This is a genomic window from Sphingomonas sp. Leaf357, assembly GCF_001423845.1.
In the GTDB taxonomy this organism is placed as follows: Bacteria; Pseudomonadota; Alphaproteobacteria; order Sphingomonadales; family Sphingomonadaceae; genus Sphingomonas.
Map to the genome: position 1 here is coordinate 78,028 of NZ_LMPM01000003.1, position 22,923 is coordinate 100,950.

The 22,923-nt window shown below is 66.0% G+C and carries 26 protein-coding genes; 9 read left to right on the plus strand and 17 right to left on the minus strand.

Annotated features, from left to right (window positions below; genetic code table 11):
- Window positions 1-69: 69 nt before the first annotated feature.
- The 3 genes from ASG11_RS16935 to ASG11_RS16945 all read right to left on the minus strand — a co-directional run bounded on the left by ASG11_RS16935 (window position 70) and on the right by ASG11_RS16945 (window position 3,122).
- Window positions 70-1,116 carry a homocysteine S-methyltransferase family protein gene (locus ASG11_RS16935; RefSeq protein ID WP_055783067.1) on the minus strand — a complete coding sequence of 349 codons (1,047 nt, stop codon included), beginning with the start codon at window positions 1,114-1,116 and terminating at the stop codon, window positions 70-72.
- Window positions 1,117-1,221: 105 nt separating this feature from the next.
- The gene (metF, locus tag ASG11_RS16940) at window positions 1,222-2,163 is read right to left on the minus strand and encodes a methylenetetrahydrofolate reductase [NAD(P)H] (protein ID WP_055783070.1); all 942 of its coding nucleotides are present in this window, start codon (window positions 2,161-2,163) and stop codon (window positions 1,222-1,224) included.
- Window positions 2,163-3,122 carry an ArsR/SmtB family transcription factor gene (locus ASG11_RS16945; RefSeq protein ID WP_055783073.1) on the minus strand — a complete coding sequence of 320 codons (960 nt, stop codon included), beginning with the start codon at window positions 3,120-3,122 and terminating at the stop codon, window positions 2,163-2,165. The genes metF and ASG11_RS16945 overlap by 1 nt, the downstream gene beginning before the upstream one ends.
- Before the next feature lie 118 nt (window positions 3,123-3,240).
- Here ASG11_RS16945 and ASG11_RS16950 point away from each other — a divergent pair, with 118 nt between their 5' ends.
- The 3 genes from ASG11_RS16950 to ASG11_RS16960 are packed head-to-tail and all read left to right on the plus strand — an operon-like array spanning window position 3,241 to window position 4,719.
- Complete coding sequence (locus tag ASG11_RS16950) at window positions 3,241-3,519, plus strand: hypothetical protein (RefSeq protein ID WP_236697575.1); 279 nt, start codon at window positions 3,241-3,243, stop codon at window positions 3,517-3,519.
- Between the two features lie 19 nt (window positions 3,520-3,538).
- Window positions 3,539-3,727, plus strand: coding sequence for a hypothetical protein (locus tag ASG11_RS16955; protein ID WP_055783597.1), 189 nt, complete (start codon window positions 3,539-3,541; stop codon window positions 3,725-3,727).
- A 41-nt stretch (window positions 3,728-3,768) separates the two neighbouring features.
- Window positions 3,769-4,719 carry an aldo/keto reductase gene (locus ASG11_RS16960; protein WP_055783076.1) on the plus strand — a complete coding sequence of 317 codons (951 nt, stop codon included), beginning with the start codon at window positions 3,769-3,771 and terminating at the stop codon, window positions 4,717-4,719.
- A gap of 113 nt (window positions 4,720-4,832) precedes the next feature.
- On the opposite strand, the gene ASG11_RS16965 is transcribed toward ASG11_RS16960, so the two are convergent.
- The 3 genes from ASG11_RS16965 to ASG11_RS16975 form a co-directional block, all read right to left on the minus strand.
- Complete coding sequence (locus ASG11_RS16965; protein WP_055783079.1) at window positions 4,833-7,097, minus strand: S9 family peptidase; 2,265 nt, start codon at window positions 7,095-7,097, stop codon at window positions 4,833-4,835.
- Window positions 7,098-7,126: 29 nt separating this feature from the next.
- A complete protein-coding gene (locus ASG11_RS16970; RefSeq protein WP_055783081.1) occupies window positions 7,127-8,578 on the minus strand; it encodes a DUF418 domain-containing protein in 1,452 nt (483 codons plus the stop codon).
- Between the two features lie 261 nt (window positions 8,579-8,839).
- Entirely contained in the window at window positions 8,840-9,385 is a 546-nt protein-coding gene (locus ASG11_RS16975) for a DNA-3-methyladenine glycosylase I (RefSeq protein WP_055783083.1), read from the minus strand.
- A gap of 69 nt (window positions 9,386-9,454) precedes the next feature.
- Between ASG11_RS16975 and ASG11_RS16980 the strand changes: the two genes are divergently transcribed.
- The gene (locus ASG11_RS16980; RefSeq protein WP_236697576.1) at window positions 9,455-10,909 is read left to right on the plus strand and encodes a hypothetical protein; all 1,455 of its coding nucleotides are present in this window, start codon (window positions 9,455-9,457) and stop codon (window positions 10,907-10,909) included.
- On the opposite strand, the gene ASG11_RS16985 is transcribed toward ASG11_RS16980, so the two are convergent.
- The 9 genes from ASG11_RS16985 to ffh all read right to left on the minus strand — a co-directional run bounded on the left by ASG11_RS16985 (window position 10,910) and on the right by ffh (window position 16,623).
- Window positions 10,910-11,650, minus strand: coding sequence for a TonB family protein (locus ASG11_RS16985; RefSeq protein ID WP_082472939.1), 741 nt, complete (start codon window positions 11,648-11,650; stop codon window positions 10,910-10,912).
- A 101-nt stretch (window positions 11,651-11,751) separates the two neighbouring features.
- A complete protein-coding gene (gene rplS, locus ASG11_RS16990; protein ID WP_055783085.1) occupies window positions 11,752-12,144 on the minus strand; it encodes a 50S ribosomal protein L19 in 393 nt (130 codons plus the stop codon).
- Between the two features lies 1 nt (window position 12,145).
- Complete coding sequence (trmD, locus tag ASG11_RS16995) at window positions 12,146-12,877, minus strand: tRNA (guanosine(37)-N1)-methyltransferase TrmD (protein WP_055783602.1); 732 nt, start codon at window positions 12,875-12,877, stop codon at window positions 12,146-12,148.
- A complete protein-coding gene (locus ASG11_RS17000) occupies window positions 12,874-13,185 on the minus strand; it encodes a hypothetical protein (RefSeq protein WP_156363857.1) in 312 nt (103 codons plus the stop codon). The genes trmD and ASG11_RS17000 overlap by 4 nt, the downstream gene beginning before the upstream one ends.
- 43 nt (window positions 13,186-13,228) lie before the next feature.
- Complete coding sequence (locus tag ASG11_RS17005; protein WP_055783091.1) at window positions 13,229-13,603, minus strand: type II toxin-antitoxin system VapC family toxin; 375 nt, start codon at window positions 13,601-13,603, stop codon at window positions 13,229-13,231.
- Window positions 13,600-13,890 (minus strand): hypothetical protein, encoded by a 291-nt coding sequence (locus ASG11_RS17010; RefSeq protein ID WP_055783094.1) that lies wholly within the window; start codon window positions 13,888-13,890, stop codon window positions 13,600-13,602. The genes ASG11_RS17005 and ASG11_RS17010 overlap by 4 nt, the downstream gene beginning before the upstream one ends.
- Before the next feature lie 30 nt (window positions 13,891-13,920).
- On the minus strand, window positions 13,921-14,442 hold the full coding sequence (gene rimM, locus ASG11_RS17015; RefSeq protein ID WP_055783096.1) for a ribosome maturation factor RimM: 522 nt from the start codon (window positions 14,440-14,442) through the stop codon (window positions 13,921-13,923).
- Window positions 14,442-14,999: a 30S ribosomal protein S16 gene (gene rpsP / locus ASG11_RS17020; RefSeq protein ID WP_055783099.1), complete on the minus strand. Its 558-nt coding sequence runs from the start codon at window positions 14,997-14,999 to the stop codon at window positions 14,442-14,444. Before rpsP ends, rimM begins: the two co-directional genes overlap by 1 nt.
- 118 nt (window positions 15,000-15,117) lie before the next feature.
- Window positions 15,118-16,623: a signal recognition particle protein gene (gene ffh / locus ASG11_RS17025; protein ID WP_055783102.1), complete on the minus strand. Its 1,506-nt coding sequence runs from the start codon at window positions 16,621-16,623 to the stop codon at window positions 15,118-15,120.
- Between the two features lie 238 nt (window positions 16,624-16,861).
- On the opposite strand from ffh, the gene ASG11_RS17030 reads away from it, so the two are divergent.
- Window positions 16,862-18,496 carry a putative bifunctional diguanylate cyclase/phosphodiesterase gene (locus tag ASG11_RS17030; RefSeq protein WP_055783105.1) on the plus strand — a complete coding sequence of 545 codons (1,635 nt, stop codon included), beginning with the start codon at window positions 16,862-16,864 and terminating at the stop codon, window positions 18,494-18,496.
- A 7-nt stretch (window positions 18,497-18,503) separates the two neighbouring features.
- Here the strand turns inward: ASG11_RS17030 and ASG11_RS17035 are convergent, their stop codons facing one another.
- The gene (locus tag ASG11_RS17035; RefSeq protein WP_055783108.1) at window positions 18,504-19,082 is read right to left on the minus strand and encodes a DUF924 family protein; all 579 of its coding nucleotides are present in this window, start codon (window positions 19,080-19,082) and stop codon (window positions 18,504-18,506) included.
- Here ASG11_RS17035 and mtaB point away from each other — a divergent pair.
- From mtaB to ASG11_RS17055, 4 genes are read left to right on the plus strand one after another with little or no spacing between them, the layout of a single operon-like run.
- Entirely contained in the window at window positions 19,081-20,448 is a 1,368-nt protein-coding gene (gene mtaB / locus ASG11_RS17040) for a tRNA (N(6)-L-threonylcarbamoyladenosine(37)-C(2))-methylthiotransferase MtaB (RefSeq protein WP_055783111.1), read from the plus strand. The two genes, ASG11_RS17035 and mtaB, sit on opposite strands and share 2 nt — an antisense overlap.
- Window positions 20,445-21,371, plus strand: coding sequence for a signal recognition particle-docking protein FtsY (ftsY, locus tag ASG11_RS17045; RefSeq protein WP_055783115.1), 927 nt, complete (start codon window positions 20,445-20,447; stop codon window positions 21,369-21,371). The genes mtaB and ftsY overlap by 4 nt, the downstream gene beginning before the upstream one ends.
- On the plus strand, window positions 21,371-22,054 hold the full coding sequence (locus ASG11_RS17050; protein ID WP_055783118.1) for an inner membrane-spanning protein YciB: 684 nt from the start codon (window positions 21,371-21,373) through the stop codon (window positions 22,052-22,054). Before ftsY ends, ASG11_RS17050 begins: the two co-directional genes overlap by 1 nt.
- A complete protein-coding gene (locus ASG11_RS17055) occupies window positions 22,054-22,245 on the plus strand; it encodes a hypothetical protein (RefSeq protein WP_156363858.1) in 192 nt (63 codons plus the stop codon). Before ASG11_RS17050 ends, ASG11_RS17055 begins: the two co-directional genes overlap by 1 nt.
- A 42-nt stretch (window positions 22,246-22,287) precedes the next feature.
- Here the strand turns inward: ASG11_RS17055 and ASG11_RS17060 are convergent, their stop codons facing one another.
- Window positions 22,288-22,899, minus strand: coding sequence for a superoxide dismutase (locus ASG11_RS17060; protein WP_055783123.1), 612 nt, complete (start codon window positions 22,897-22,899; stop codon window positions 22,288-22,290).
- Window positions 22,900-22,923: the final 24 nt, after the last annotated feature.

A 22,923-nucleotide genomic window follows, 5' to 3' on the forward strand; every position in this document is an offset into this window, starting at 1 on the left:
ACCGACATCAGGCGATGCTTGGGAGGCACTGCCCTCCCCTAACCCCTCCCGCAAGCGGGAGGGGAATTTTTACGCCGCCATCGTCATCGGCTCCAGCCCGGCAAGCTTCGTCCGCACGGCCGGCTGCGCCACCTGCCGCGCCGGCAACCCAGCCACCGCCTTGGCCATCGCCGCGATATGCGCCGGGGTCGATCCGCAGCATCCGCCGAGCACGTTCACCTGCCCGGCCTGCGCCCATTCCAGCACCAGCCCGGCGGTCGTGTCCGGCATCTCGTCATATTCGCCCAGCTCGTTGGGCAGGCCGGCATTGGGATAGACCATGATCAGCGTGTCCGCGATGTCGGAGAGCGTGCGGACATGCGGCCGCAACTGCTCCGCCCCGAACGAACAGTTCAGCCCGATCGTCACCGGTCTGGCATGCCGCACCGCGTGCCAGAACGCCTCGACCGTATGGCCCGACAGGTTGCGCCCGGACAGGTCGGTCAGCGTCATCGACATCATGATCGGCACGTCGCGGCCAAGGTCGTGCGACGCTTCCAGCGCGGCCATGATTCCGGCCTTGGCGTTCAGCGTATCGAACACCGTCTCGATCAGGATGAAATCGACGCCCCCCTCGATCAGCGCGTCGATCTGCTCGCGGTACACGGTCTTGAGGTAATCGAAATCGATCTCGCGAAAGCCCGGATCGTTGACGTCGGGCGACAGCGACAGCGTCTTGTTGGTCGGCCCGATCGCCCCGGCGACGAAGCGCGGGCGCCCGTCCTTCGCGGCATATTCGTCGGCCAGCCGGCGCGCGATCTGCGCCGAGGCGAGGTTAATCTCCTTCACCAGATGCTCCGCGGCATAATCGGCCTGGCTGATCAGGTTCGCGGAAAAGGTGTTGGTCGAGACGATGTCCGATCCCGCCTCGAGATATTCGCGCGTGATCGTCTCCGGCACCTCGGGCTTGGTCAGCGCCAGGATGTCGTTATTGCCCTTCTGGTCCTTGGCGAGGCCAAGATCGCCGGCATAATCCGCCTCGTTCAGCTTCCAGTTCTGGATCTCCGTCCCGAACGCGCCATCGGTGATCAGCACGCGCTTGGCCGCTTCGGCGAGGAATTTTTCTCGGATATTCATGACTTGAAAATCCCTTCTTCATCCCAGCGAAGGCTGGGGTCTTTGTATTGTCCGGCGCGCCCTAGCCCCTTGAGATCCCAGCCTTCGCTGGGATGACGCTTGTGGCTACGCCGCCTCGGCCCGCTCCACACCCTTCGCCCGGATCCCGAGCAGATGGCAGATCGCGAAACTGAGTTCCGCGCGGTTGAGCGTGTAGAAATGGAAATCCCGCACGCCGCCGGCATAGAGCCGCCGGCACAGTTCCGCCGCGATCGTCGCCGACACCAGTTGCCGCGCCGCCGGATGATCGTCCAGCCCCTCGAACAAAGTCCCCATCCAGGATGGTACCACCGTGCCGCACATCGCCGACATGCGCTGCACCGCGCCGAAATTCATGATCGGCATGATCCCCGGCACGATCTCGGCATCGATCCCGGCCTTGGCCACGGCGTCGCGATACCGGAAGAACGTCTCCGCTTCATGGAAGAATTGCGTGATCGCGCGGCTCGCGCCGGCGTCGAGCTTGCGCTTGAGATTGTCGAGGTCCGCCACCGGATCGGGTGAATCCGGGTGGCATTCGGGGTAGGCCGCGACCGAGATCTCGAACGGGTGCAGCTTGCGCAGGCCCGCGACCAAAGCCGCCGCATTCTCATACCCGCCGACCGGCGACTGGAACTTCGCGCCCGCCACCGGCGGATCGCCGCGCAGCGCGACGATGTGGCGCACGCCGGCCTCCCAGTAATCGTTGGCGACCGCGTCGATCTCCTTGCGCGTCGCCTCGACGCAGGTCAGGTGCGCCGCCGCCGGGATGTTCGTGTCGCGCGCGATCCGCGCCACCGTGGCGTGCGTCCGCTCGCGCGTCGTGCCGCCCGCCCCGTACGTCACGGACACGAAGCGCGGACCGAGCGGGCTCAGCGTCTGCACCGATTCCCACAGCGTCTCTTCCATCTTCTCGGTCTTGGGCGGAAAGAATTCGAAACTCACCCGAGCATCGCTGCCGCCGACGTCCGCGAACATCGGAGTCGCCAGAGCGCGTCGCGCTTCCTGCATGTCCTTGACCGAAACCATCACGCTGCCTTCACCTCATGTAGCGGCGACCCGAGCTTGCGCCCGAGCCACAATTTCACCGTCAGTTCACCGCCCTCGAGCGTCTCGGTCCGCGCCGGCGCGAGGCCCGCGCTGGCGAACCAGACGGCGATCTGCTCGTCCGAAAAACCGAGGCGGGTATGCGCATCGCGCGCGCGTAGATCCTCGCGGTCGTGGCTGGCGAAATCCGCGATCAGCAGCCGGCCGCCGGGGCTGAGCACCCGCGCCGCCTCGGCGATCGCGGCGCCGGGCTGTTGCGCGAAATGCAGCACGTGGTGGATGATCGCCGCATCCGCCTCGTCGTCGCCCAGCGGCAGCGCGTAGAGATCGGCCTGACGCAGTTCGGCATTGACGAGGCCGCGTTCGGACAGCTTGGCCCGCGCCAGCCGCAGCATTTCCGACGACCGATCGATTCCCAGCGCATATTTCGCACGCCCCGCGAACAGTTCGAGCATCCGCCCGGTGCCGGTGCCGATATCGATCAGCCGCCCGATCGGGGCCTCCCCCAGCACATCGGAAATTGCCGCCTCGACCTGCTCTTCGGCGACGTGCAGCGACCGGATCGCGTCCCATTGCCCCGCATTCGCCTCGAACCACATCGCCGCCGACGCTGCGCGATCGGCGCGCACCGCCGCCAGCCGCGCCGCATCGGCCACCGCCCAATGGTCCGGCTCGATCCCGTTCCAGGCGTCCAGCGCGGCGACGACCGGCGCGACCTTGGCCGCGCTGCCGACGCCGACGAACACCCAGCTGCCCTCCTTGCGCCGCTCCGCGAGACCCGCGTCGCACAGGATCTTCACATGGCGCGACACCCGTGGCTGGCTCTGGCCCAGAACCTGTGCCAATTCACCGACCGACAGCTCCATCGAGCGCAGCAGCGCCAGGATGCGCAGCCGCGTCGCATCGGCAAGCGCGCGGAAGATGTCGAGGGCCAGGGTCATTGCCTCAATACATATAAAGATATCTTTATATGAGGTCAACGCGCGATAAGTTGCGGACCCAACACCCTGCCGTTAGCGTTACCGGCGCAACCTTTGCCAACTTCCAGGAGAATTATCCGTGAAGACGCTCGTCGCCATCGCAACCGTCGCCATGCTTGCCGCCTGCTCGCCCGCCGCTCAGAACGAAACCGCCGAGGCCGCCGACCAGATCTCCGCCGACGCCAATGCGACGATGAGCGCCGCCGTCAACGACACCGATGCCGCCGCCGATCGCGCCTTCGGCTCGGCCGAAGCGAAGCTCGACAATGCCGGCGCGGCGATCGGCAATGCAGCGGACAAGGCCGCCGACAAGACCGGTGCCGCACTGAAGGACGCCGGCAACGCGATCGAGGATTGAGGTGGCGCGGATCGATCGGATGATGCGCCTCGCCCCCCTGCTCCCGGTGCTGCTGCTCGCCGCGTGCGGATCGCATAGCGACGCGCCCGGCTCGGTCAGCGCGAGCGAGGCACAGTCCCTGAACGACGCGGCGGCGATGCTCGACGCCAACAGCGTGGATGCCAACGCCGTCGCGATCGGAGGCGAAAACGAGGCTCAGCCGCGATAAGCCACTCTAAAGACCCTGCTCTCATCAAGGTATTTCATCCCATGACGACCAACCGGCGCCTCGGCGCGACCGATCTGCACATCGCGCCGCTGGTGCTCGGTGGCAACGTCTTCGGCTGGACCGCCGACAGGGATGCGAGCTTCGCCGTGCTCGACGCGTTCGTCGCCGGGGGCGGCACGATGATCGACACGGCCGACGTCTATTCGGCCTGGGTGCCGGGCCATCAGGGCGGCGAGTCCGAAAGCATGATCGGCGATTGGCTGAAATCGAGCGGCAAGCGCAACGACGTGCTGATCGCCACCAAGGTCGGCATGCTGCCCGGCGAGGGTGGCGAAAAGCTCGCCCCCGCGCGGATCGCGGCGGCCTGCGACGCTTCGCTCAAACGGCTCGGCGTCGAGACGATCGACCTCTATTTCGCGCATCAGGACGATGATGCCGTCGCGCAGGAGGATGCGCTCGCCGCCTTCGCCAAGCTGATCGACGCCGGCAAGGTCCGCGCGCTCGGCGCATCGAACTTTCACGCCAGGCGCCTGAAATCGGCGCACGATGCCGCGGTCGCGCACGGTCTGCCGCATTATCAGGTGCTCCAGCCGGAATATAATCTTGTCAGCCGTCACAAGTTCGAAGGCGAGTTGCAGGATTATTGCATCACCAACAATGTCGGCGTGGTGCCCTATTACGGCCTCGCCTCCGGTTTCCTCACCGGCAAGTATCGCAGCAAGGACGATCTCGGCCAGAGCGTGCGCGGCGGCCGGATGGGCGACCTGCTCGAAGGCAAGGGCGCGGACGTGCTGGCGGCGATGGACGCGGTGGCTGCGGACACCGGCGCGAGCCTGGCGCAGATCGCCTTGGCGTGGCTCGCCGCACAACCCGGCGTCACCGCCCCGATCGCCAGCGCGACGAGCGTCAAGCAGGTCGAGGACCTGCTCGGCGCGATCACGCTGGAGTTGAGTGCGGACCAGCTCGATCGGCTGAGCGCGGCGGGGGCCTGACCCCGCTACCCCATCCGAAACCGTCACCCCGGACTTGATCCGGGGTGCAACTCACCACTTGCGATGGCGTCGATTGTTGCACGTTGGATCCCGGATCAAGCCCGGGATGACGGTTAGTGCATCTGGCTAGGGCAACCCCATTTCCCCATGTGCCGTCCATAAAAATCCAGGATCGTCGTCCACAGATGCTCGCCTACCACCGGGCCCCCGACGCGGTGCGTGAAGCCGGGATAGAACATCATCTCGAACGGCGTGGACGCCGCCTGCATCCGTGCCGCCAGCGCGGTCGAGTTCTCGAAGAACACATTGTCGTCCGACATGCCGTGAATCAGCAGCATGGGATCGGCGATCTTCGGCGCATCGGTCAGCGCGCTGGACGCGGCATAGGCTTTCGCGTCCTTCTTCGGGTCGCCCATATAGCGTTCGGTATAATGCGTATCGTAGAGTTCCCACTTCGTCACCGGCGCGCCCGCCACGCCCGCGGCAAACACGCCCGGCGCCGCCTCCAGCATCTTCAGCGTCATGTACCCGCCATAGGACCAGCCATAGGTGACGATCTTGGCGGGATCGACGAAGGGCTGTTCCTTCAGCCATTTCGCACCGGCCAATTGATCCGCGACCTCGACCGTGCCCGCCGCACGATAAAGCTGGCTTTCGAACGCGACGCCGCGATTGGCCGATCCGCGATTGTCGATCATGAACACGATATAGCCCTGATCGACCAGATATTGGTGCAGCGCCCCGCCCCAGTTCCTCGACACTGTCTGCGAATGCGGCCCGCCATAATGTTCGAAGAACACCGGATATTTCTTGCCCGGCTCCAGCGGCGGCGTGATCATCTCCCAATACAGCGTGCTGCCGTCTGCCGCCTTCAGCGTGCCGAACTTCGTCGCCTGATGCTGCTTGAGGAACGGGAAATACGGATGCCCTGCGACCAGCGCGTTTTGGTTGATCCACGACAGCCGCTTGCCGCTCGTATCCGCCAGATACACCTGGGTCGGCTGATCCGGGTTGGAGCGCGACACAATGATCCGCGACGCCGCCTTGTCCATCGTCGCGCCGTTCCACCAGCCCGGCTCGGTCAGCCGCACCGGCGCGGCGGGATGGGCCAGATCGATCGCATAGAGATGCTTTTCCAGCACCCCGTCCTTGTTGGCGGTAAAGTAGATGCGACCCTTGGCCTGGTCGACTCCGGCCAGGTCCATCACCACCCAGTCGCCCTTGGTCAGCTGCGTCCATTTGCCCGCCTTGAAGCGATACAGATGCGCGAAACCGTCGCGTTCCGACGTCCAGATCAGGCTGCCGTCGTTTAGGAACTGATAGGCGTTGCTCAGGTTGACCCAGGAGTTCGCCCGCGCCTTCTCGCTGAACAACACGCTGGACTTGCCCGTCGCCGGATCGACCTTGAGCATGTCCAGCACCGTCTGCGCACGGTTCTGGCGCTGCACGTACAAAACGCTGCCGTCCGGCGCCCAGTCGACACGCGCCAGATAGATGTCGGTCTCCCTACCGAGATCGACCTTCACCCGGCCTGTGCCATCGGGCTTCATCACGTACAGCTCGACCGCCACGTTCGGCGTGCCGGCGGCGGGATAGCGCTGGTTGTACGTCTTGGTCCCGTTCGCGCCGATTGCCGCGCGGGTGATCACCCCGACCGGGGCTTCGTCGAACCGCTCGACCGCCACCCGCGTGTCGCCCGGCGCCCACCAATAGCCGGTGCGCCGGTCCATCTCTTCCTGCGCGACGAATTCGGCCTCACCCCAATGGATCGTATCCCTGCCATCCTCGGTCAATGCGCGCGGCGCACCGCCCAGCGGTTGGACTACGAGATTCTGGTCGCGGACATAGGAGACGTATCCGCCCGCCGGGCTGATCTTCGGGTTCAGCGCGCCGCCGACATTCTCGGTCAGCCGCGTCACATTGCCGTCCAATGTCGCAAGATACAGGTCGCCGTCGATCGGCACGAGGATCGTCTTGCCGTCCGGCGACCATTCGTAGGACACGATGCCGGTCTTGCCGCTGATGCTGCGATCGCGCTCGCGCTGCATCTTCTCGGCCTCGGACAGTTCCGCGCCGCTGCCGACCTTCTTCGAATCGACCAGCATGCGTTCCTTGCCGGTGCGCGTATCGAGCGCCCACAGGTCGAAGCGCTGCTTCTCGTCGGCGCGCGGCTTCAGCGACGTGAGCAACGTCCCGTCGGGCGACAGCTTCAGCGATTGCGGCTGCGGCCCCGACAGATCGGGTGATCCGAACACGCGCTTCAGCGTCAGCTTCTGGCCCTGCGTCTGCGGCTGGGCGGACGCTGCGGTCTCAGCAGCCAAGGCCGGCGATCCCATCGCGGCGAGCATCACCCCCGCCACGATCCATGATTTCGCCATCCCTCATCTCCAATCCCGTGCAGCTCTATTCAGCTCGCGGGTATAGCGCCGGGCAAGGGATTGTCGCCTGTTTTACGACGCTTGCCGATCGACAGCACGCGCCGCGCGATGATCGATCGCCACGCCCATTCGACCGGCGCGATCGCGTAGTTGCGCACGTACCAATTCGCCGCCAGCAGCAGCAAGGCGTTCACCGCCAGCGCCGTCAGCATCAGCGCCATCCACCCCTGTTGCCCATACAGGCCGAGCGCGAACGGCGGGTACAGGACCCACAGGCAGATGATCGTCTGACCGATATAGATCGTCAGCGCGGTCCGCCCGGCCGCCTCGAACGGCTTGAGCAGCCTCGCGCCGAACGCGGTGCCGAGCAGCAGATACACCGCCGAGATATGGCCGAGCGTGGTCGACAGGCGGGTCACCTCGCCCGTCGAATAGATCATGTGCGGGTAATCGTCCCATCTCGTGGTCAGATAGGCGGTATAGGCGCGCCCGCCGAAGCCGACCGCATAGGCGATCAGCATCGTCCACAGATAGAAGCCGCGCGATCGCTGCCCCTGGATGACGCCCCATTTGAACAATGCCGCGCCGATCAGCATCGTGCTGGCCGCTTCCCACACGAACAACGGCTCCAGGAACATGCCCGGCCCGACGCTGTCGCCGACGCCCCAGATGAACAGGATCACGCCCCAGGCGGACGCGGCCCAGGTCATGAAGGTGCCGGTGGCGTCCAGACGCGCTTTGTCTTCCAGCCCGACGCGCTTGGCGGTCTCCGCCTTGTTCTTCGCGCGCTCCGTCTTCTTTTCGGTCGCCTTGGCGAGGTCCTTGGTTTCCTTCGGCGTCAGCTTCTGCCCGGCGTCGCGCTTGGCCTGCAACTGCGCGGACATCGCGATGCGCGTCTGCGCCTGATAGATGCTGTACCCGCCGCCGCACAACTGCATCACGGCCATGATCAGCCCGAGCCCGAGCAGAGTCTTCGGCCCCAGCCGGCGGAACAGGAAAGCGACCAGGGCGGCGATGCCATAGGTGTGCAGGATGTCGCCGGGCCAGAGCAGGATGAAGATGTGCACGAGCCCGAACAGGAACAGCACCAGATTGCGCGCATAATAGCTGCGCATCACCGCCCAGTCGCCGAACAGGACATGCAGCGACGTGCGGAACCAGCCGTCCGGTCGCTCCGCCGACGTCTGCAGCGCACCCGCCGCGCGATCCGTCAGGATCACCATGCCGACGCCGAACAGCATTTCCAGCATGCAGCGCGCGGTACCGTTGGCGAATATGTCGCGCATGAACCACGCGACCTGATCCGCCTGGCTCCAGCCGAGATGGCGCGGGTCGTCGAACGACGCCCAGAGCGATCCGCCCATGTCGTTGATGTTCATGAACAGGATGCCGAGGATCGCGATCCCCCGCAGGATATCCAGCCCGGCGACGCGCGGCGCGCCGTCCGGTTCGGTGGCCGTCGTCATCGTCACGTCGTTCATCGCGTATCCCCCCGCAAATCTCGTGATCGAAAGATAATCAAAATCGGTACGACCCCGCAATGGTGGCGATGAATGCCGCGAAAAATAACGTATCCGGCAAGACAATACATATATCGTCACCCCGGACTTGTTTCGGGGCCCACTGTGCCGGCAGCACGCCGACTACATTTCGATAAGTGTCGAAAGCCGCTTGGTGGGCCCCGGAACAAGTCCGGGGTGACGATCGGAGCGCCTCAAACTGCTCCAATTGACCACTGCATCCTAGCGTCGCCAGCAACCGGCGACATGATCGTCCACTATTCCGCACGCCTGCATCCACGCATAGACGATCACCGGCCCGACGAACTTGAATCCGCGCGCCTTCAGGGCCTTGGACATCTCTTCCGACAGTGGCGTCTTGGCCGGCGCATGTAGTCCGTCGCCGCGGATCGGGGCGCCGCCGGCCATGCCCCAGACGAAGGCGGAGAAATCCTCGCCCGCGTCCCGCATCGCGAGATAGGCGCGCGCATTGCCGATCACCGCCTCGATCTTCGCACGGGAACGTATGATACGCGGATCGACCACCAGCCGCGCGACGTCGCTGTCGTCGAACCGTGCGACCTTCTCGGGATCGAAGCCGGCGAACCCCTCGCGAAACGCATCGCGTTTGTTGAGGATGATGCTCCACGACAGCCCGGCCTGGAACCCGTCGAGTTGCAGCTTTTCCCACAGCGCCCGGCTGTCGCGCTCCGGCACGCCCCATTCCTCGTCGTGATAGGCCTGCATCACCGGTGTCGACTCCGCCCAGGGGCAGCGCGTTCGGGTCATGATATTTCCCTCTCCCCGCCGATATGCGGCTCTGGCGGACGGCAAGCCTATAGGGCATTGGCGAGCGCGATGGAGCAGGAAACCACGATCGCCCCGCCGCGGGAGCAGTCCGCCACCGGCTGGCTGAAGCGCGAGGCCGGGCCGGCGATCCTGCTCGCCTGCGCGATGGTGTGCGCGGCCGGCGCGACGGCGTTGGCCTATCGTCCCGGTCTGATGACCTGGGATGCGATCCGCCAATACGATCAGGCGCTGAGCGGCGAGTTCGACGACTGGCATCCGCCGGCGATGGAATGGCTGTGGCGGCAATTCGTGCCGCTCCATGCCGGGCCGGCACCGATGCTGGCGTTGCAACTGGCACTGTTCTGGGGCGGGCTGGCCATGCTCGCGGCCTGGGCCTTGCGACGCGAGCGCCGCGGGCTGGCGGTGGCGCTGGTCGCCTGCGGGATGGTGCCGCTGTGTCTGGCGCTGATGGGCGCGGTGTTGAAGGATTGCTTGATGGCGGGCACGCTGCTCGCCGTCACCGGCCTGCTCGCGTGGCGGATCGAGGCGCGCGGACATCGCGCAGCGATCCTCGCCGGGCTCGCGCTGCTGCTGCTGATCGCCACCGCGACGTTGCGCTTCAACGCCTTCCTCGCCGGGGCTCCCGTGTTCGTCGCGCTGATGCCCGAAGCGGCGCGACGTACGAAGCTTCGCCTGGCCGCCACCTCGCTCGTCGCGACCGCCATCCTGCTGGCCGCCCTGCCCGTCGCCAACCGCCTGATCGGCGCGCGATCGAGCGGCGTGGAGCTGTCGCTGGTGATCTTCGATCTCGGCGGCATCACCGACCATAGCGGCGTGGATGCCTTCCCGGCGCTTCCCGGCATCTCCGATCCCGTCGCGGTAAACCATCGTTGCTACTCTCCGGTGAAATGGGATCCCTATGCCTGGTGGGTCGAAGATCCCTGCCCGATCGGGTTCGAGACTGTCGGTGCGGCGCTGAAGGCGCGCCATATCGGCCCCTACGCCTTCCACGTTCGCGCGATCCTCGCGCATCCGCTCGCCTATGCCGAACACCGGCTGGCGCACTTCAACATCAACACGCGCTTCCTCGTGGCGGACGAAATCGAACGCCCCGTCCAGGTCGAGGGTCCGCCGAACGACTGGGGCTATCACGTCACGCCCAACGCGATCCTGTCGGCGATTGACGCGGCGACGCTGGCCAGCGCGCATACCCCGCTGGGCTGGCCGATCGTGTGGATCGCATTGGCCTTCGGCGTGCTGACGATCGCCTTGGACCTGCCATCGCGGCGCATCGTCGTGCCGGTCGCGCTATCGGCGTTGCTGTACGGGCTCGGCTACGGGGTGTTCAGCGTGGCCGCCGAACTGCGCTATCATCTTTGGACATTGCTCGCGGCGGCGATCGCGGTCGTGATCGCCGGCTCCGACGTGTTCGGTGGCGCCCCAGTGTCGCGCGATCGCCTGGCCCTCGCCGCCGCCCCGGCGATGATCGTCACCATCCTGTGCATCGTCTGGCGGGTGACCTGATCACTCGCCGGGCTGGTTGATCCAGTAATGGTCCTGGACGATCTGCGATTCGACCGGACGGTTGTTCGCGTCGCGTGACGGCTTGAAACGGAAGCGCTGCTCGATCAGCCGGCAGGTCAGCAGATCCAGCTCGCGGCTGCCGCTCGATCGGGTCACCACGCAGTTCGCCGCCCGGCCGGACAGGGTGACGAGGTAGCGCACCGACACCTTCCCGCCGATTCCGGCTTCCGCGATGTCGAACGGCCAGTCGCCACGTCCGATCTCGCCCTTGGTCTGACGCGGCGGGATTTCGCGCCCGCCGTCGCCATCGCCGTCGCCGGATCGGCCGTTGCCGGTGCCATCCCCCTGCCCGCCACTGCCCGTGCCGGGCCCGATCACATTGGCTTTGCCGGCCGTCGCCTGATTGCCCACGCCGGGCTTTTCCGCGACCGGGATAGGCGGCGGCACCGGCGGTGGAATGATCGGCTGCGGCGCGACCACCTCGGTCGCCTTGGATCGCAGATTGGGGGGCGAGGCCGCGCCTTCGGCCTTGCGACTGACGACCTTGTGCGGTTTCAGAATTTCCTTCGGCGGCGGCGGTCGCGGCGGCAGCAAGTTGAACGCCGCGAGGCTGTCGCGCGCGACCTGCGGGAAATGCACCGCCAGCCCGGCAATCAACGCATAGCCTAACCCCGCCTGTACGACGATCGCCAGGATCGCACCCCTGACACGGTCTTTCCTGCCGGATTGGGCAAAGCTCATACGGGCCCAACGCGCCACGCGCGGAATCGTTGGCAGCGAAAAGGGCGCCGGAACCGTAGTCCCGACGCCCTTCACTTATCTCAGCGAAACCGCGTCTGAAATCACTCGGCGGCGGCGGCACCCTTGGCCGGGCGCGTGTCGCGGCGCTCGGCGATACGTGCCGATTTGCCGGTGCGGCCACGCAGGTAATACAGCTTGGCACGACGCACGGCGCCCTTGCGGACGACTTCGATGCTGTCGATGTTCGGCGAATAAAGCGGGAACACGCGCTCCACGCCTTCGCCGAACGAAATCTTGCGCACGGTGAAGTTGCTGCCCATGCCCTTGTTCGACCGCGCGATGCACACGCCTTCGTAATTCTGGACGCGGGTGCGTTCACCTTCGACCACCTTCACGCCGACCTTCAGCGTATCGCCGGGGCGGAAGTCGGGGATCTTCTTGGTCTCGAGAAACTTCGCGATGTTCTCGGCTTCGATCGTCTGGATGAGATTCATCTCATTCGTCCTTCATTCGTCGTCGCGCGCCAGAGGGCGACTGGACCCGAGCGCCCTCATGACGCTCCCAAAGATCCGGCCGCCTTAGCCGTGTGTCGGTCTCGGCGATCGACTTGCGCCATGCCGAGATCCTCGCATGATCCCCCGATCGCAACACTTCGGGGATCGTGCGCCCTTCCCATTCATATGGTCGGGTATATTGCGGGTATTCGAGCAGGCCCCCTTCGAAGCTCTCGTCCACGCCGCTGGAAGCCGCGCCCATTACGCCGGGAAGCAGCCGAATGCAAGCGTCGAGCAGCACCAGTGCCCCCATCTCCCCACCGGACAGGATATAATCCCCGATCGACACCTGCTCGACCGCCCGCCCCTCGAAGATCCGCTCGTCGAACCCCTCGAACCGCCCGCACAGGATGGTCACGCCCTCGCCCGCCGCAAGATCGCGTACTTTCGTCTGCGTCAGCGGAATGCCGCGCGGTGTCATGGCCAGGATCGGGCGACCCGCCGGCGCGCTGTCGATCGCCGCCGCCAGGATATCGGCGCGCAGCACCATCCCCGCCCCGCCGCCCGCAGGCGTGCCGTCCACCGTGCTGTGCTTGTCCGTCGCGAAGTCGCGGATGTTGACCGCATCGAGGCTCCAGATCCCCTCGCCCAGCGCCCGCCCGGCCAGCGACGTGCCGAGCGGTCCGGGAAACATCTCCGGATACAGCGTCAGGACGGTCGCCGCGAAGGTCATCGCCGCGCCAGCCACCGCTGGAAATAGAAGGTTGCGAGCCAGCCGAGCAGGAACTCGACGACAGCCGCGATCGCGAAGACGAACGCCATCGCCATCGCCTGCTTGCAGGAATTCCCGGCGCAGCGCTCCGGGCTCGCCATGCTGGCGGAGGCGAACACGAAGGCGCACAACAGCAGGATGATCCCCGGCAGGATCGCCGCCGACACCCAACCGATCTTGAACGGCGGCCAGAGCGGCCGGAAGCGCCGGACGCCCAGGCTGATCACGGGGGCGAGCGCAATGATGATCAAGCCGAATATCAGGTCCATCGCCAATTCCTTCATTGTTGAGCCGACAGGGTGTCAGCCGATGTCACACGGTCCAATTCTCGACCCGAAGACCGGCGATATCGGCGAAATCGTGAACGTTGTTAGTGACTAGCGTGAGGCCGAGCGACAAGGCATGTGCGGCTATCAGGCGATCGAAGCTGTTGCGTTTGAACGGCAATGTCGCATAGCGGAGCGCGGAATCGCGATCGAACTCGACCAGCGCTACTTCGCGCAGAAAAGTCTCCAGCACTTCCATCAGCGGTGCCTTACGCCGCACAGAATTCTGTATCACCTGGCCGAGACTGATCGTCGATACGGCGAGGTCGCCCGCCTCGCACGCCGTCACGCGAGTAAACAAGGCGGGCTTGGTGCCGATCAACAGATCGATGATCGTATTGGAATCGAGCAGGAACTTCATTTCCGGTCGTTCGACCACCCCTGCCAGTCCGGATCATCCCAGCCGCGCGGCGAGTGATCGAACACGCGATCCTCCCGCAAAAGCGGTTCCAGACCCGGACATGATCCCCAGATCCCGGTCAGATCCACCTTGCGCCTGGGGGCCTCGACCGGCTCGATCCGGAACGACATCGGAGCTTCGCGGATCATGCGCAATTCGGTGCCCTCGGCGATGCCCATGCCCTTGGGCAGACGCAAAGCGACCGAATTGCCCGATTTGAACGTCCTACCGAGATATTCGTCACCCATGACGGCCTCCGTATACACGCAATGTATATACTAGACGATATACGCCCCGTCAACCACCAGCCGGTCCCCGTTCCAGTCCGGTACCGCATCGGCATTCATCGGCACCATGAAGCGTTTGCCGGCCTTGCCGCCCTCCGACGGCCGCTCGACCTCGATCACGTCCCCCGCCCCGAAATCGTCGATCGCCACGACGGTGCCGAGCGCCTCTCCCTCGGTCGACACTACGGACAGGCCCAGCAGATCGGCGTGGTAATATTCGCCCTCCGCCAGCGGCGGTAGCTCTGATCGCAGCACGGTCAGTTCCGTACCGCGCATCGCCTCGGCGGCGTTGCGATCGCTGACTTCGGCGATGCGCGCGATCGTCCCGTTGCTGCCATGGCGCGTGCTCTTCAACGTCAGCGTGCCGCCGTTGAAGCTTTTGTAGGCGCTCAAGTCCTCGGTGAAGAGCTTGAGACGGATTTCCCCCGTCACGCCATGCGCGCCGATCACGACGGCGAGCGTAACGGGGGAATCCCCACCCTTTCCGCTTGCGGAAGGGATTTCAGGCTGCATCAGCCCTCGGCCGGTGCCTGGGCCGACTTGCCCTCTGCGGTGTCGGCGGTGTCACCGGCATCGCTGTCCGGGGTCGCCTCGTTCGCGGTCGGCTCGGCGGCGGCGGCTTCGGCAACCGCTTCGGCTTCCGGGGTCGGTTCTGCGGTCGCAGCTTCGACTTCGGCGGCAGCGACGGCTTCGGCCTCGGCAGCCTGTGCCGCGGTCTTGGCTTCCTCGGCCTCGGCCAGCTTGGTCGCACGCTCTTCGGCGCGCTCGGTGGCCTTCTCGCCCGGCTTGCCCTTGTTCGGGTTGACGCGGGCCGCGCGCTCACGGACGCCGGCGACGTCGAGGAAGCGGGCGACACGATCGGTCGGCTGCGCGCCGACGCTCAGCCAATGCTTGGCACGATCGGAATCGAGCACGACGCGCTTCTCGTCGTCCTTGGCGAGCAGCGGGTTGTAGGTGCCGATCTTCTCGATGAACTTGCCGTCGCGCGGTGCGCGGGCATCGGCGACGACGATCTTGTAATACGGACGCTTCTTGGAACCGCCACGGGTAAGGCGAATGCTGACTGCCATTTTACTTCCTTCTTCTTCTATTCGTCACCCCAGCGAAAGCTGGGGTCTTTGGGTTGTAGGTCGCGCCATTGCCGTTTGAGATCCCAGCCTGCGCTGGGATGACGACAGCGGCTGGGGGTTATTTCTTCTTGTTGAGCAGATTTTCGAAGCCGGGCGGCAACTTGGCCTGACCGCCGCCGAGGCCGGGAAGGCCCCCGCCGCCGGCACCGCCGAGGCCGCCTAGGCCGCCAAGCCCACCGGCCCCGCCCATGCCACCGCCGCCGAAACCACCACCGCCCTTGCCGAACATCGCCGCCATGCCCTTCAGCCCGCCCATCTTGCGGATCTTCTTCATGGCGGAGGACATTTCGAGATGCATCTTGAGCAGTTTGTTCACGTCCTGCACGGTCGTGCCGCTGCCCTTGGCGATGCGGATCTTGCGCTTGGCGTTGATCAGATCGGGCTTGGTCCGCTCCTTCTGCGTCATCGACGTGATCATCGCATCCATGCGCAGCAGGATCTTCTCGTCCACGCCGCCGCCGGCCATCGCCGCCTTGGCCTTGGCCATGCCGGGGATCATGCCGGCCAGTGCCCCCAGCCCACCCATTCGGCGCATCTGCGCGAGTTGGCTGCGCAGGTCGTTCATGTCGAACTGGCCCTTGGCGAGCTTCGCCGCCATCGCCTCGGCCTCGTCCTGCTGGACGGCCTCCGCCGCGCGCTCGACCAGCCCGACCACGTCGCCCATGCCGAGGATGCGGCCCGCCACGCGCGACGGGTGGAACGCCTCCAGCGCATCCAGCTTCTCGCCCATGCCGGCGAACTTGATCGGCTTGCCGGTCACGGCCCGCATCGACAGCGCCGCGCCGCCGCGCGCATCGCCGTCCATCCGGGTCAGCACGACACCGGTCAGCGGCACCTGATCGGAGAAGTTCTTCGCGACGTTGACCGCGTCCTGGCCGGTCAGCGCATCGACGACCAGCAGGATCTCGGTCGGCTGCGCGACATCGGCGACGGCGCGCATCTCGTCCATCAGCGCCTGATCGACATGCAGTCGGCCGGCGGTATCGAGCATCAGGACGTCATAGCCCTGCAGCTTCGCCGCCTGCAGCGCGCGGCGGGCGATCTCCACCGGTTGCTGCCCGGTGATGATCGGCAGCGTCTGCACATCGGCCTGCGTGCCCAGCACGGCGAGCTGTTCCTGCGCGTTCGGGCGATTGACGTCGAGCGACGCCATCAGCACCTTCTTGCGCTCGCGCCCAGCCTTGCCCCCGCTCAGCCGCAAAGCGATCTTCGCGGTCGTTGTCGTCTTGCCCGAGCCCTGCAGGCCGACCATCATGATCACGGCCGGCGGCGTGACGCCGAGTTCCAGTTCCGACGCATCCGAGCCGAGCATCTCGACCAGCGCATCGTTGACGATCTTGACGACCTGCTGCCCCGGCGTGACCGAGCGCAACACGTTCTGGCCGATCGCCTGTTCCGTCACCTTCTCGACGAAGTCGCGCGCCACCGGCAGCGCGACGTCCGCCTCGAGCAGAGCGACGCGAACCTCGCGCATCGCCGCGCGCACGTCCGCCTCGGTCAGCGCACCGCGGCCGCGCAACCGATCGAACACACCGCCAAGACGGTCGCTCAGGCTTTCGAACATCAAGAACCTTTCGTTTCGATCCACCCGTCTTCGATCGAACGCAAAAGACGCCGGCGGACGAAACCTCGTCGGCCGGCGTAGCCCTTGGGCTGCCTTTCACGCTTCTGTCCGGGGACAAGCGGTCGCGGCGGCTGTTAGCGGAAGTCGGATGCGGGCGCAACCTCCACCCGCTTTAACCCCATCTATACTCTGCCTGCCGCACAGAACACGCTTCACCGACCATAAGGCACGCAACCGCATGGCGTTAGACCCAGATGATCTGCCCGGCAGCCCGCCACCCCGCACCACCGCGCGCCGCGACGTCCTGAACGGCGCGATCACCGTCGCGGCGATCCTGCTGTTCGTCGGCACCGGGTCCGCCGTCCTGTCGATGATGCTGCGCAATTACTTCGCCGGTCAGAACGGACCGGACCAGACCTTGGTCATCGCCCTGTTGCTGAACGTCGCGCTGATCCTGTTCGGCTGGCGCCGCCATCACGAACTGGCGCAGGAGGTGACGGTGCGCACCGCCGCCGAGGAACGCGCGCAGACCCTCGCCTCCAAGGATCCGCTGACCGGCTTCCTCAACCGCCGCTGCCTGGCCGAGGAGGGGGCCGCGATGTTCGTCCGCGCCGAAAAGCGCGGCAAGGCGATGGCGCTGATGATGCTCGATCTCGACCACTTCAAGACCGTCAACGACATGCACGGCCACGCCGCCGGAGACGCCCTGCTCAAGCTGGTGGCGGACGAGATCGCCGCCGCCATGCCCTCGGTCGCGCTCACCGCGCGGCTCGGCGGGGACGAATTCGCCTGTGCGTTCGTGTTCGATCCCGAACATCCCGATACGGTCGAGCGCGTCGCCGAACGCCTGATCAGCCGCATCGCGCAGCCGCTGCATGTCGATGGGCTGCAGGTGCACATCTCCGCCTCGGTCGGCGTGGCGCGCTCCGATTTCGACTGCGGCAGCATCGACGCGTTGATGCGTTCGGGCGATATCGCGATGTATGCGGCGAAGAATTCGGGCCGCAACCGCTTCGCCTGGTTCGATCAGTCGATGGAGCGCGACCTGCAGGCGCGCAACGATCTGGAAAGCGGCCTTCGCGCGGCGATCCCACGGCAGGAGATCGTGCCCTATTTCGAACAGCAGATCGATCTCACCACCGGTCGCCTCAGCGGCTTCGAGGTGCTGGCGCGCTGGGAACATCCGGTGCGCGGGCTGATCCTGCCGGATCGCTTCATCCCGATCGCCGAGGAAACCGGCATGATCGCCGATCTGTCGCTGTCGATCATGCGCCAGGCGTTCCTGGCCGCGCGCGATTGGGATCCCGCCTTGTCGCTGTCGGTCAACATCTCGCCGTGGCAGCTCAAGGACGCGTGGCTGGCGCAGAAGATCATCAAGGTGCTGACCGAAACCGGCTTCCCCGCCAACCGGCTGGAGATCGAGATCACCGAAAGTGCGCTGTTCGACAATCTCGCACTGGCGCAGTCGATCGTCGGCAGCCTGAAGAACCAGGGCATCGGCCTCGCGCTCGACGATTTCGGCACCGGCTATTCCAGCCTCGCGCATCTCCGCGCGCTGCCGTTCGACCGGATCAAGATCGACCGGAGCTTCATCATGTCGATCAACGACAATGCCGAGAGCGCGGCGATCGTCAACGCGATCACCCGGCTGGGCGACAGCCTGAACCTGCCGATCACCGCCGAGGGCATCGAGGAAGCGAGCGTCGAGGAACGCCTGCGCGCGCTGGGCTGCGCGAAGGGCCAGGGTTATCTCTACGGCCGGCCGATGAGCGTTTCGAACGTCCGCCGCCTGCTCGCCGAGAAGCGCCTGCTGCGCACCGGTGGCGATGCCGCCGGCGAGACCATGCGGCCGGACCAGCGCCGGACCGGCTGACCCGCCGCTACCAATCCCCCTGCCCGCTGGCCAGGAACGCGGTTTCGTCATCGGTGGACACCCGGCCAAGCGCCGCGTTTCGCCCCGGAAACCGCCCGAACCGCGCGATCGCGTCGGCATGGTCGCGCGCATATTTCAGGTTGTTCGCGTTACCCAGCGCGGTGAAGCACGCGACGCTCTCCGCCTGCGCCTCCTCATCCTCGGCATGCATCAACGGCATGTAGAGGAATGCGCGCTGTTCGGGCGGCACGCTGCGGTCCCAGCCTTTCGAGATCGCCATCCGCGTCAGGTCCAGCGCCAGCGGATCGGCGGCAAACGCTTCGGCCTGCCCGCGAAACAGGTTGCGCGAGAATTGATCGAGGACGATCACGGCAGCCAACAGCGTCTCCGGATCGCCGCGCCATCCCTCCGCCCGGCTCGCCACGATTCCGTCGCGGACGCGCGCGAATCGATCCGCGATCGCCGCATCGAGCGCATCGTCGCGGGCGAACCACTTGTCTTCCGGAACTTCCCCGAACCAGAAGTCGATCACCTCGAGGGCGTCGTCGTGGACTTCGCCTGGGTTCGCAACTAGATCACCGGCCATGTCCATCTCCCCGGCTGCAACAGGCGCCGATCCCGACATCATCAGTCTCGGCTGCCGCCTCAACATCGCGGAGAGCGAAACGATCCGCGCGCTCGTGTCCGGGCGCGACCTGGTCGTCGTCAACAGCTGCGCCGTCACCAACAATGCCGTGCGCGAGACTCGCGACCGCATCCGCAAGGCGCGGCGCGATCGGCCCGGCGCGGAGATCGTGGTGACCGGCTGCGCCGCGCAGATCGATCCGGCGGGTTTCGCCGCGATGCCCGAGGTCGACCGCGTCGTCGGAAATGCCGAAAAGCTGACCCCCGCCGCCTGGGCCTCGCGCGAAGCGGTGATCGTCGGCGACATCATGGCGGTGCGCGATACCGCCCCGCACCTCGCCGCCGCGTTCGCCGCGCATGCCCGCGCCTTTGTCGAGGTGCAGAATGGCTGCGATCATCGCTGCACCTTCTGCGCGATCCCGTTCGGGCGCGGCAACAGCCGTTCGGTGCCCGCCGGCGCGGTGGTGGATCGCATCGCCGGTCTGGTCGATGCCGGCCACCGCGAGATCGTGCTGACCGGCGTGGACCTGACGAGCTACGGCCCGGACCTGCCCGGCGCACCGACGCTCGGCCTGCTGGTCGAACGCATCCTGCGCCACGTGCCGAGCCTCGAACGCCTGCGCCTGTCCTCGCTCGACGGGATCGAGATCGACGACCGGCTGTTCGACCTGCTGACCGGAGAGGCGCGCGTGATGCCGCATGTCCACCTGTCGCTTCAGGCGGGCGACGACATGATCCTCAAGCGCATGAAGCGCCGCCACTCCCGCGCGCAATCGGTGGCTTTGGTCGAACGGCTCAAGACCGCCCGCTCGGAGATCGCGATCGGCGCGGACCTGATCGCGGGATTTCCCACCGAAGACGATGCGATGGCCGCCAACACGCTGGCGCTGATCCACGATTGCGACATCGTTCACGCGCACATCTTCCCGTATTCGGAGCGCGCCGGCACGCCCGCCGCGCGGATGCCGCAAGTGCCGATCCCGGTGCGCAAGGCACGCGCCGCCCGGTTGCGCGCGGCCGGTGCCGAACGTCGGGCGGCGTGGCTGGGGGGCATGATCGGCACGACACAAGAGATTCTGATCGAGCGGCCCGGCGACCGTGGCCACACCCCCAATTTCGCCGAAGTGCGCTGCGACACCCTCGCCGTCGGCAGCATCCAGGAAGTAAGCATCACCGGAATGACCGACACCCATCTCCTCGCCAAGGCCCTCTCCACCCACCATCGTCATCCCGGCGAAGGCCGGGATCTCGATGAGGCGAGGTTGACGCCCACCCCACGAGACCCCAGCCTGCGCTGGGGTGACGCGAAGCGGGAGGCTTTGGCATGAGCACCGCCTGGCACAACAAGCTGCTCGGCGGCTTCAAGCGCACGTCCGATCGCCTGATCGGCAACCTCGCCGGCCTGGGCGCGGCGCGCCTCGACGACGCTCAGCTCGATGACATCGAGGAAGCGCTGATCGCCTCCGATCTCGGCCCCGAGACCGCCGCGCGCATCCGCGCCCGCCTCGCCGAGGGCAGCTTCGAGCGCAACATGGAGGAACTCGGCATCCGCCTGATCGTCGCCGAGGAGATCGAGAAGGTCCTCGCCAAGGTCGCCAGGCCACTCGAGATCGAGGCGTTTCCGCGCCCGCAGGTGATCCTCGTCATCGGCGTCAACGGTTCTGGCAAGACGACCACGATCGCCAAGCTCGCGCATCTGCTGATGGAGCAGGATTACGCCGTAATGCTGGCCGCCGGCGACACGTTCCGCGCCGCCGCGATCGGGCAGCTCGCCACCTGGGCCGAGCGGGTCGGCGTGCCGATCATCAGCGGCAAGGAAGGCGGCGACGCGGCCGGGATCGTCTACGAGGCGGTCAAGCAGGCGACCGCGATCGGCACCGACGTGCTGATCGTCGACACCGCCGGCCGCCTGCAGAACAAGCGCGAGCTGATGGACGAACTGTCCAAGATCCGCCGCGTTCTCGGCCGCCTCAATCCCGCCGCGCCGCACGACGTGGTGCTCGTGCTCGACGCCACCACCGGCCAGAACGCGCTCAGCCAGATCGAGGTGTTCAGCAAGGATGCCGGCGTGACCGGCCTCGTCATGACCAAACTGGACGGCACCGCACGCGGCGGCGTGCTGGTCGCGGCGGCCGAGAAATACGGCTTGCCGATCCACGCCATCGGGGTGGGCGAGCAGATGGGCGACCTCAGGCCGTTCGATCCGAACGAGGTTGCGCGGATCATCGCCGGCGTGGAAGGGGCGCTGTGATGACCACCACCACCCACAAGACGCCCGCGTCGCCCGGCATGCGCCTCGCGCTCGATTACGGCCCGCTGATCGTCTTCTTCGCGACCAATTTCCTGCTCCCCGCGCCGCTCGCGATGCAGTTGGTGGCGCGCACCACGCCGTTCCTCGACGGCGTCGACAAGGTCGCCGCGCTGGTCGTCGCCAAGGTCGTCGTCGCCACGATCGCCTTCATCATCGCCACGATCGCGGCGATGATCCTCTCGCGCGTCAAGCTCGGCGGCATTTCGCCGATGCTGTGGATTTCCGGCATCCTGGTCGTCGTGTTCGGCGGCCTGACGCTCTATTTCCACGACCCGCGCTTCATCCAGATGAAGCCGACCTTCGTGTATCTGATCTTCGGCGGCACTCTGGGTTTCGGTCTGTTGACCGGCCGCCCCCTGCTGCAATCGCTGCTGGAAACCGCCTATCCCGGCCTCAACGCGGTGGGCTGGCGCAAGCTGACGCGGAACTGGGCGTTGTTCTTCTGCGCGATGGCGCTGCTCAACGAGCTGGTCTGGCGATCGACCAGCTGGGATTTCTGGGTCGGCTTCAAACTGTGGGGCGCGATCCCGCTGACCTTGCTGTTCGCCTTCGCGAACATCCCGATGCTGCTGCGCCATGGATTGACGGTGGCGGAAGATACGCCGGTCCCACCGGAGGGGTGATGCTCGGCACGTTGAAGATAGTGGCGATGATCGCATCGGTAGTCTGGATGATGATCGCGCTGTTTCTCTCGCTGCTCATCGCAGTGTTTTCCGAGTACCCATTCTTTCAGTCGCCGTTGAACTGGGTACTTATCGCGTCACCGTCGATACCGCTCGCCGTTTTCTACTGGCTCGACCGCATCGATGAATAATTGATAGGGGCGGATGCATCATCGCACCCGCCCCTCTCGATATCAGCCGACAGCCGCGTCGTAGATCTTGCCGGCCTCGTCCCAGTTCACGACGTTCCACCAGGCCTTCAGATAGCCCGGCCGGTCGTTCATGTACGTCAGGTAATAAGCGTGCTCCCACACGTCGTTGCCCAGGATCGGCGTGCCCTTGTCCTTGGCGTCGTCCATCAGCGGATTGTCCTGGTTCGGCGTCGAGACGACCTTCAGCGCGCCGCTGTCGTCCGCGATCACCCACGCCCAGCCGGATCCGAACTGGCCCGCGCCCTTGCCGTTGAAATCCTCTTTCAGCTTGTCGAGCCCGCCATAGGTCTCGATCGCCTCGGCCAGCTTGCCCGACGGCTTGGTCGAGCCCTCCGGCGCCATGATCTTCCAGAAGAAGGCGTGGTTCCAGAACCCGCCGCCATTGTTGCGCACCAACGGCGGCTGCGACGAGATCATGCCGAGGATCTCCTCGATCGTCTTGCCCTCGAGCTTCGGGTCCGCCGCCACGCCTTCGTTCAGCTTCGCGGTATAGGCCGCGTGGTGCTTGTCGTGATGGAAGGTCATCGTCTCCTTGGAGATCGTCGGTTCCAGCGCGTCATAGGCATAAGGCAGCGGTGGGAGTTCGAAAGCCATGAGTCTTCTCCTGTGAATTTCGGG

Excerpts from the sequence above, each read along its gene's own strand:
- ASG11_RS16980 (WP_236697576.1), top strand. The coding sequence starts at position 9,455 with ATGGAGCAGGAAACCACGATCGCCCCGCCGCGGGAGCAGTCCGCCACC.
- trmD (WP_055783602.1), bottom strand. The coding sequence starts at position 12,877 with ATGACCTTCGCGGCGACCGTCCTGACGCTGTATCCGGAGATGTTTCCC.
- metF (WP_055783070.1), bottom strand. The coding sequence starts at position 2,163 with ATGGTTTCGGTCAAGGACATGCAGGAAGCGCGACGCGCTCTGGCGACT.
- ASG11_RS17010 (WP_055783094.1), bottom strand. The coding sequence starts at position 13,890 with ATGGGTGACGAATATCTCGGTAGGACGTTCAAATCGGGCAATTCGGTC.
- rimM (WP_055783096.1), bottom strand. The coding sequence starts at position 14,442 with ATGCAGCCTGAAATCCCTTCCGCAAGCGGAAAGGGTGGGGATTCCCCC.
- ASG11_RS16965 (WP_055783079.1), bottom strand. The coding sequence starts at position 7,097 with ATGGCGAAATCATGGATCGTGGCGGGGGTGATGCTCGCCGCGATGGGA.
- ASG11_RS16975 (WP_055783083.1), bottom strand. The coding sequence starts at position 9,385 with ATGACCCGAACGCGCTGCCCCTGGGCGGAGTCGACACCGGTGATGCAG.
- ASG11_RS16945 (WP_055783073.1), bottom strand. The coding sequence starts at position 3,122 with ATGACCCTGGCCCTCGACATCTTCCGCGCGCTTGCCGATGCGACGCGG.
- ASG11_RS16955 (WP_055783597.1), top strand. The coding sequence starts at position 3,539 with ATGATGCGCCTCGCCCCCCTGCTCCCGGTGCTGCTGCTCGCCGCGTGC.
- rpsP (WP_055783099.1), bottom strand. The coding sequence starts at position 14,999 with ATGGCAGTCAGCATTCGCCTTACCCGTGGCGGTTCCAAGAAGCGTCCG.
- ASG11_RS16960 (WP_055783076.1), top strand. The coding sequence starts at position 3,769 with ATGACGACCAACCGGCGCCTCGGCGCGACCGATCTGCACATCGCGCCG.
- ffh (WP_055783102.1), bottom strand. The coding sequence starts at position 16,623 with ATGTTCGAAAGCCTGAGCGACCGTCTTGGCGGTGTGTTCGATCGGTTG.
- ASG11_RS17060 (WP_055783123.1), bottom strand. The coding sequence starts at position 22,899 with ATGGCTTTCGAACTCCCACCGCTGCCTTATGCCTATGACGCGCTGGAA.
- ASG11_RS17050 (WP_055783118.1), top strand. The coding sequence starts at position 21,371 with ATGACCACCACCACCCACAAGACGCCCGCGTCGCCCGGCATGCGCCTC.
- ASG11_RS17035 (WP_055783108.1), bottom strand. The coding sequence starts at position 19,082 with ATGGCCGGTGATCTAGTTGCGAACCCAGGCGAAGTCCACGACGACGCC.
- ASG11_RS16935 (WP_055783067.1), bottom strand. The coding sequence starts at position 1,116 with ATGAATATCCGAGAAAAATTCCTCGCCGAAGCGGCCAAGCGCGTGCTG.
- ASG11_RS17005 (WP_055783091.1), bottom strand. The coding sequence starts at position 13,603 with ATGAAGTTCCTGCTCGATTCCAATACGATCATCGATCTGTTGATCGGC.
- rplS (WP_055783085.1), bottom strand. The coding sequence starts at position 12,144 with ATGAATCTCATCCAGACGATCGAAGCCGAGAACATCGCGAAGTTTCTC.
- mtaB (WP_055783111.1), top strand. The coding sequence starts at position 19,081 with ATGTCCATCTCCCCGGCTGCAACAGGCGCCGATCCCGACATCATCAGT.
- ASG11_RS17055 (WP_156363858.1), top strand. The coding sequence starts at position 22,054 with ATGCTCGGCACGTTGAAGATAGTGGCGATGATCGCATCGGTAGTCTGG.
- ASG11_RS16970 (WP_055783081.1), bottom strand. The coding sequence starts at position 8,578 with ATGAACGACGTGACGATGACGACGGCCACCGAACCGGACGGCGCGCCG.
- ASG11_RS17030 (WP_055783105.1), top strand. The coding sequence starts at position 16,862 with ATGGCGTTAGACCCAGATGATCTGCCCGGCAGCCCGCCACCCCGCACC.
- ASG11_RS17000 (WP_156363857.1), bottom strand. The coding sequence starts at position 13,185 with ATGGACCTGATATTCGGCTTGATCATCATTGCGCTCGCCCCCGTGATC.
- ASG11_RS16985 (WP_082472939.1), bottom strand. The coding sequence starts at position 11,650 with ATGAGCTTTGCCCAATCCGGCAGGAAAGACCGTGTCAGGGGTGCGATC.
- ftsY (WP_055783115.1), top strand. The coding sequence starts at position 20,445 with ATGAGCACCGCCTGGCACAACAAGCTGCTCGGCGGCTTCAAGCGCACG.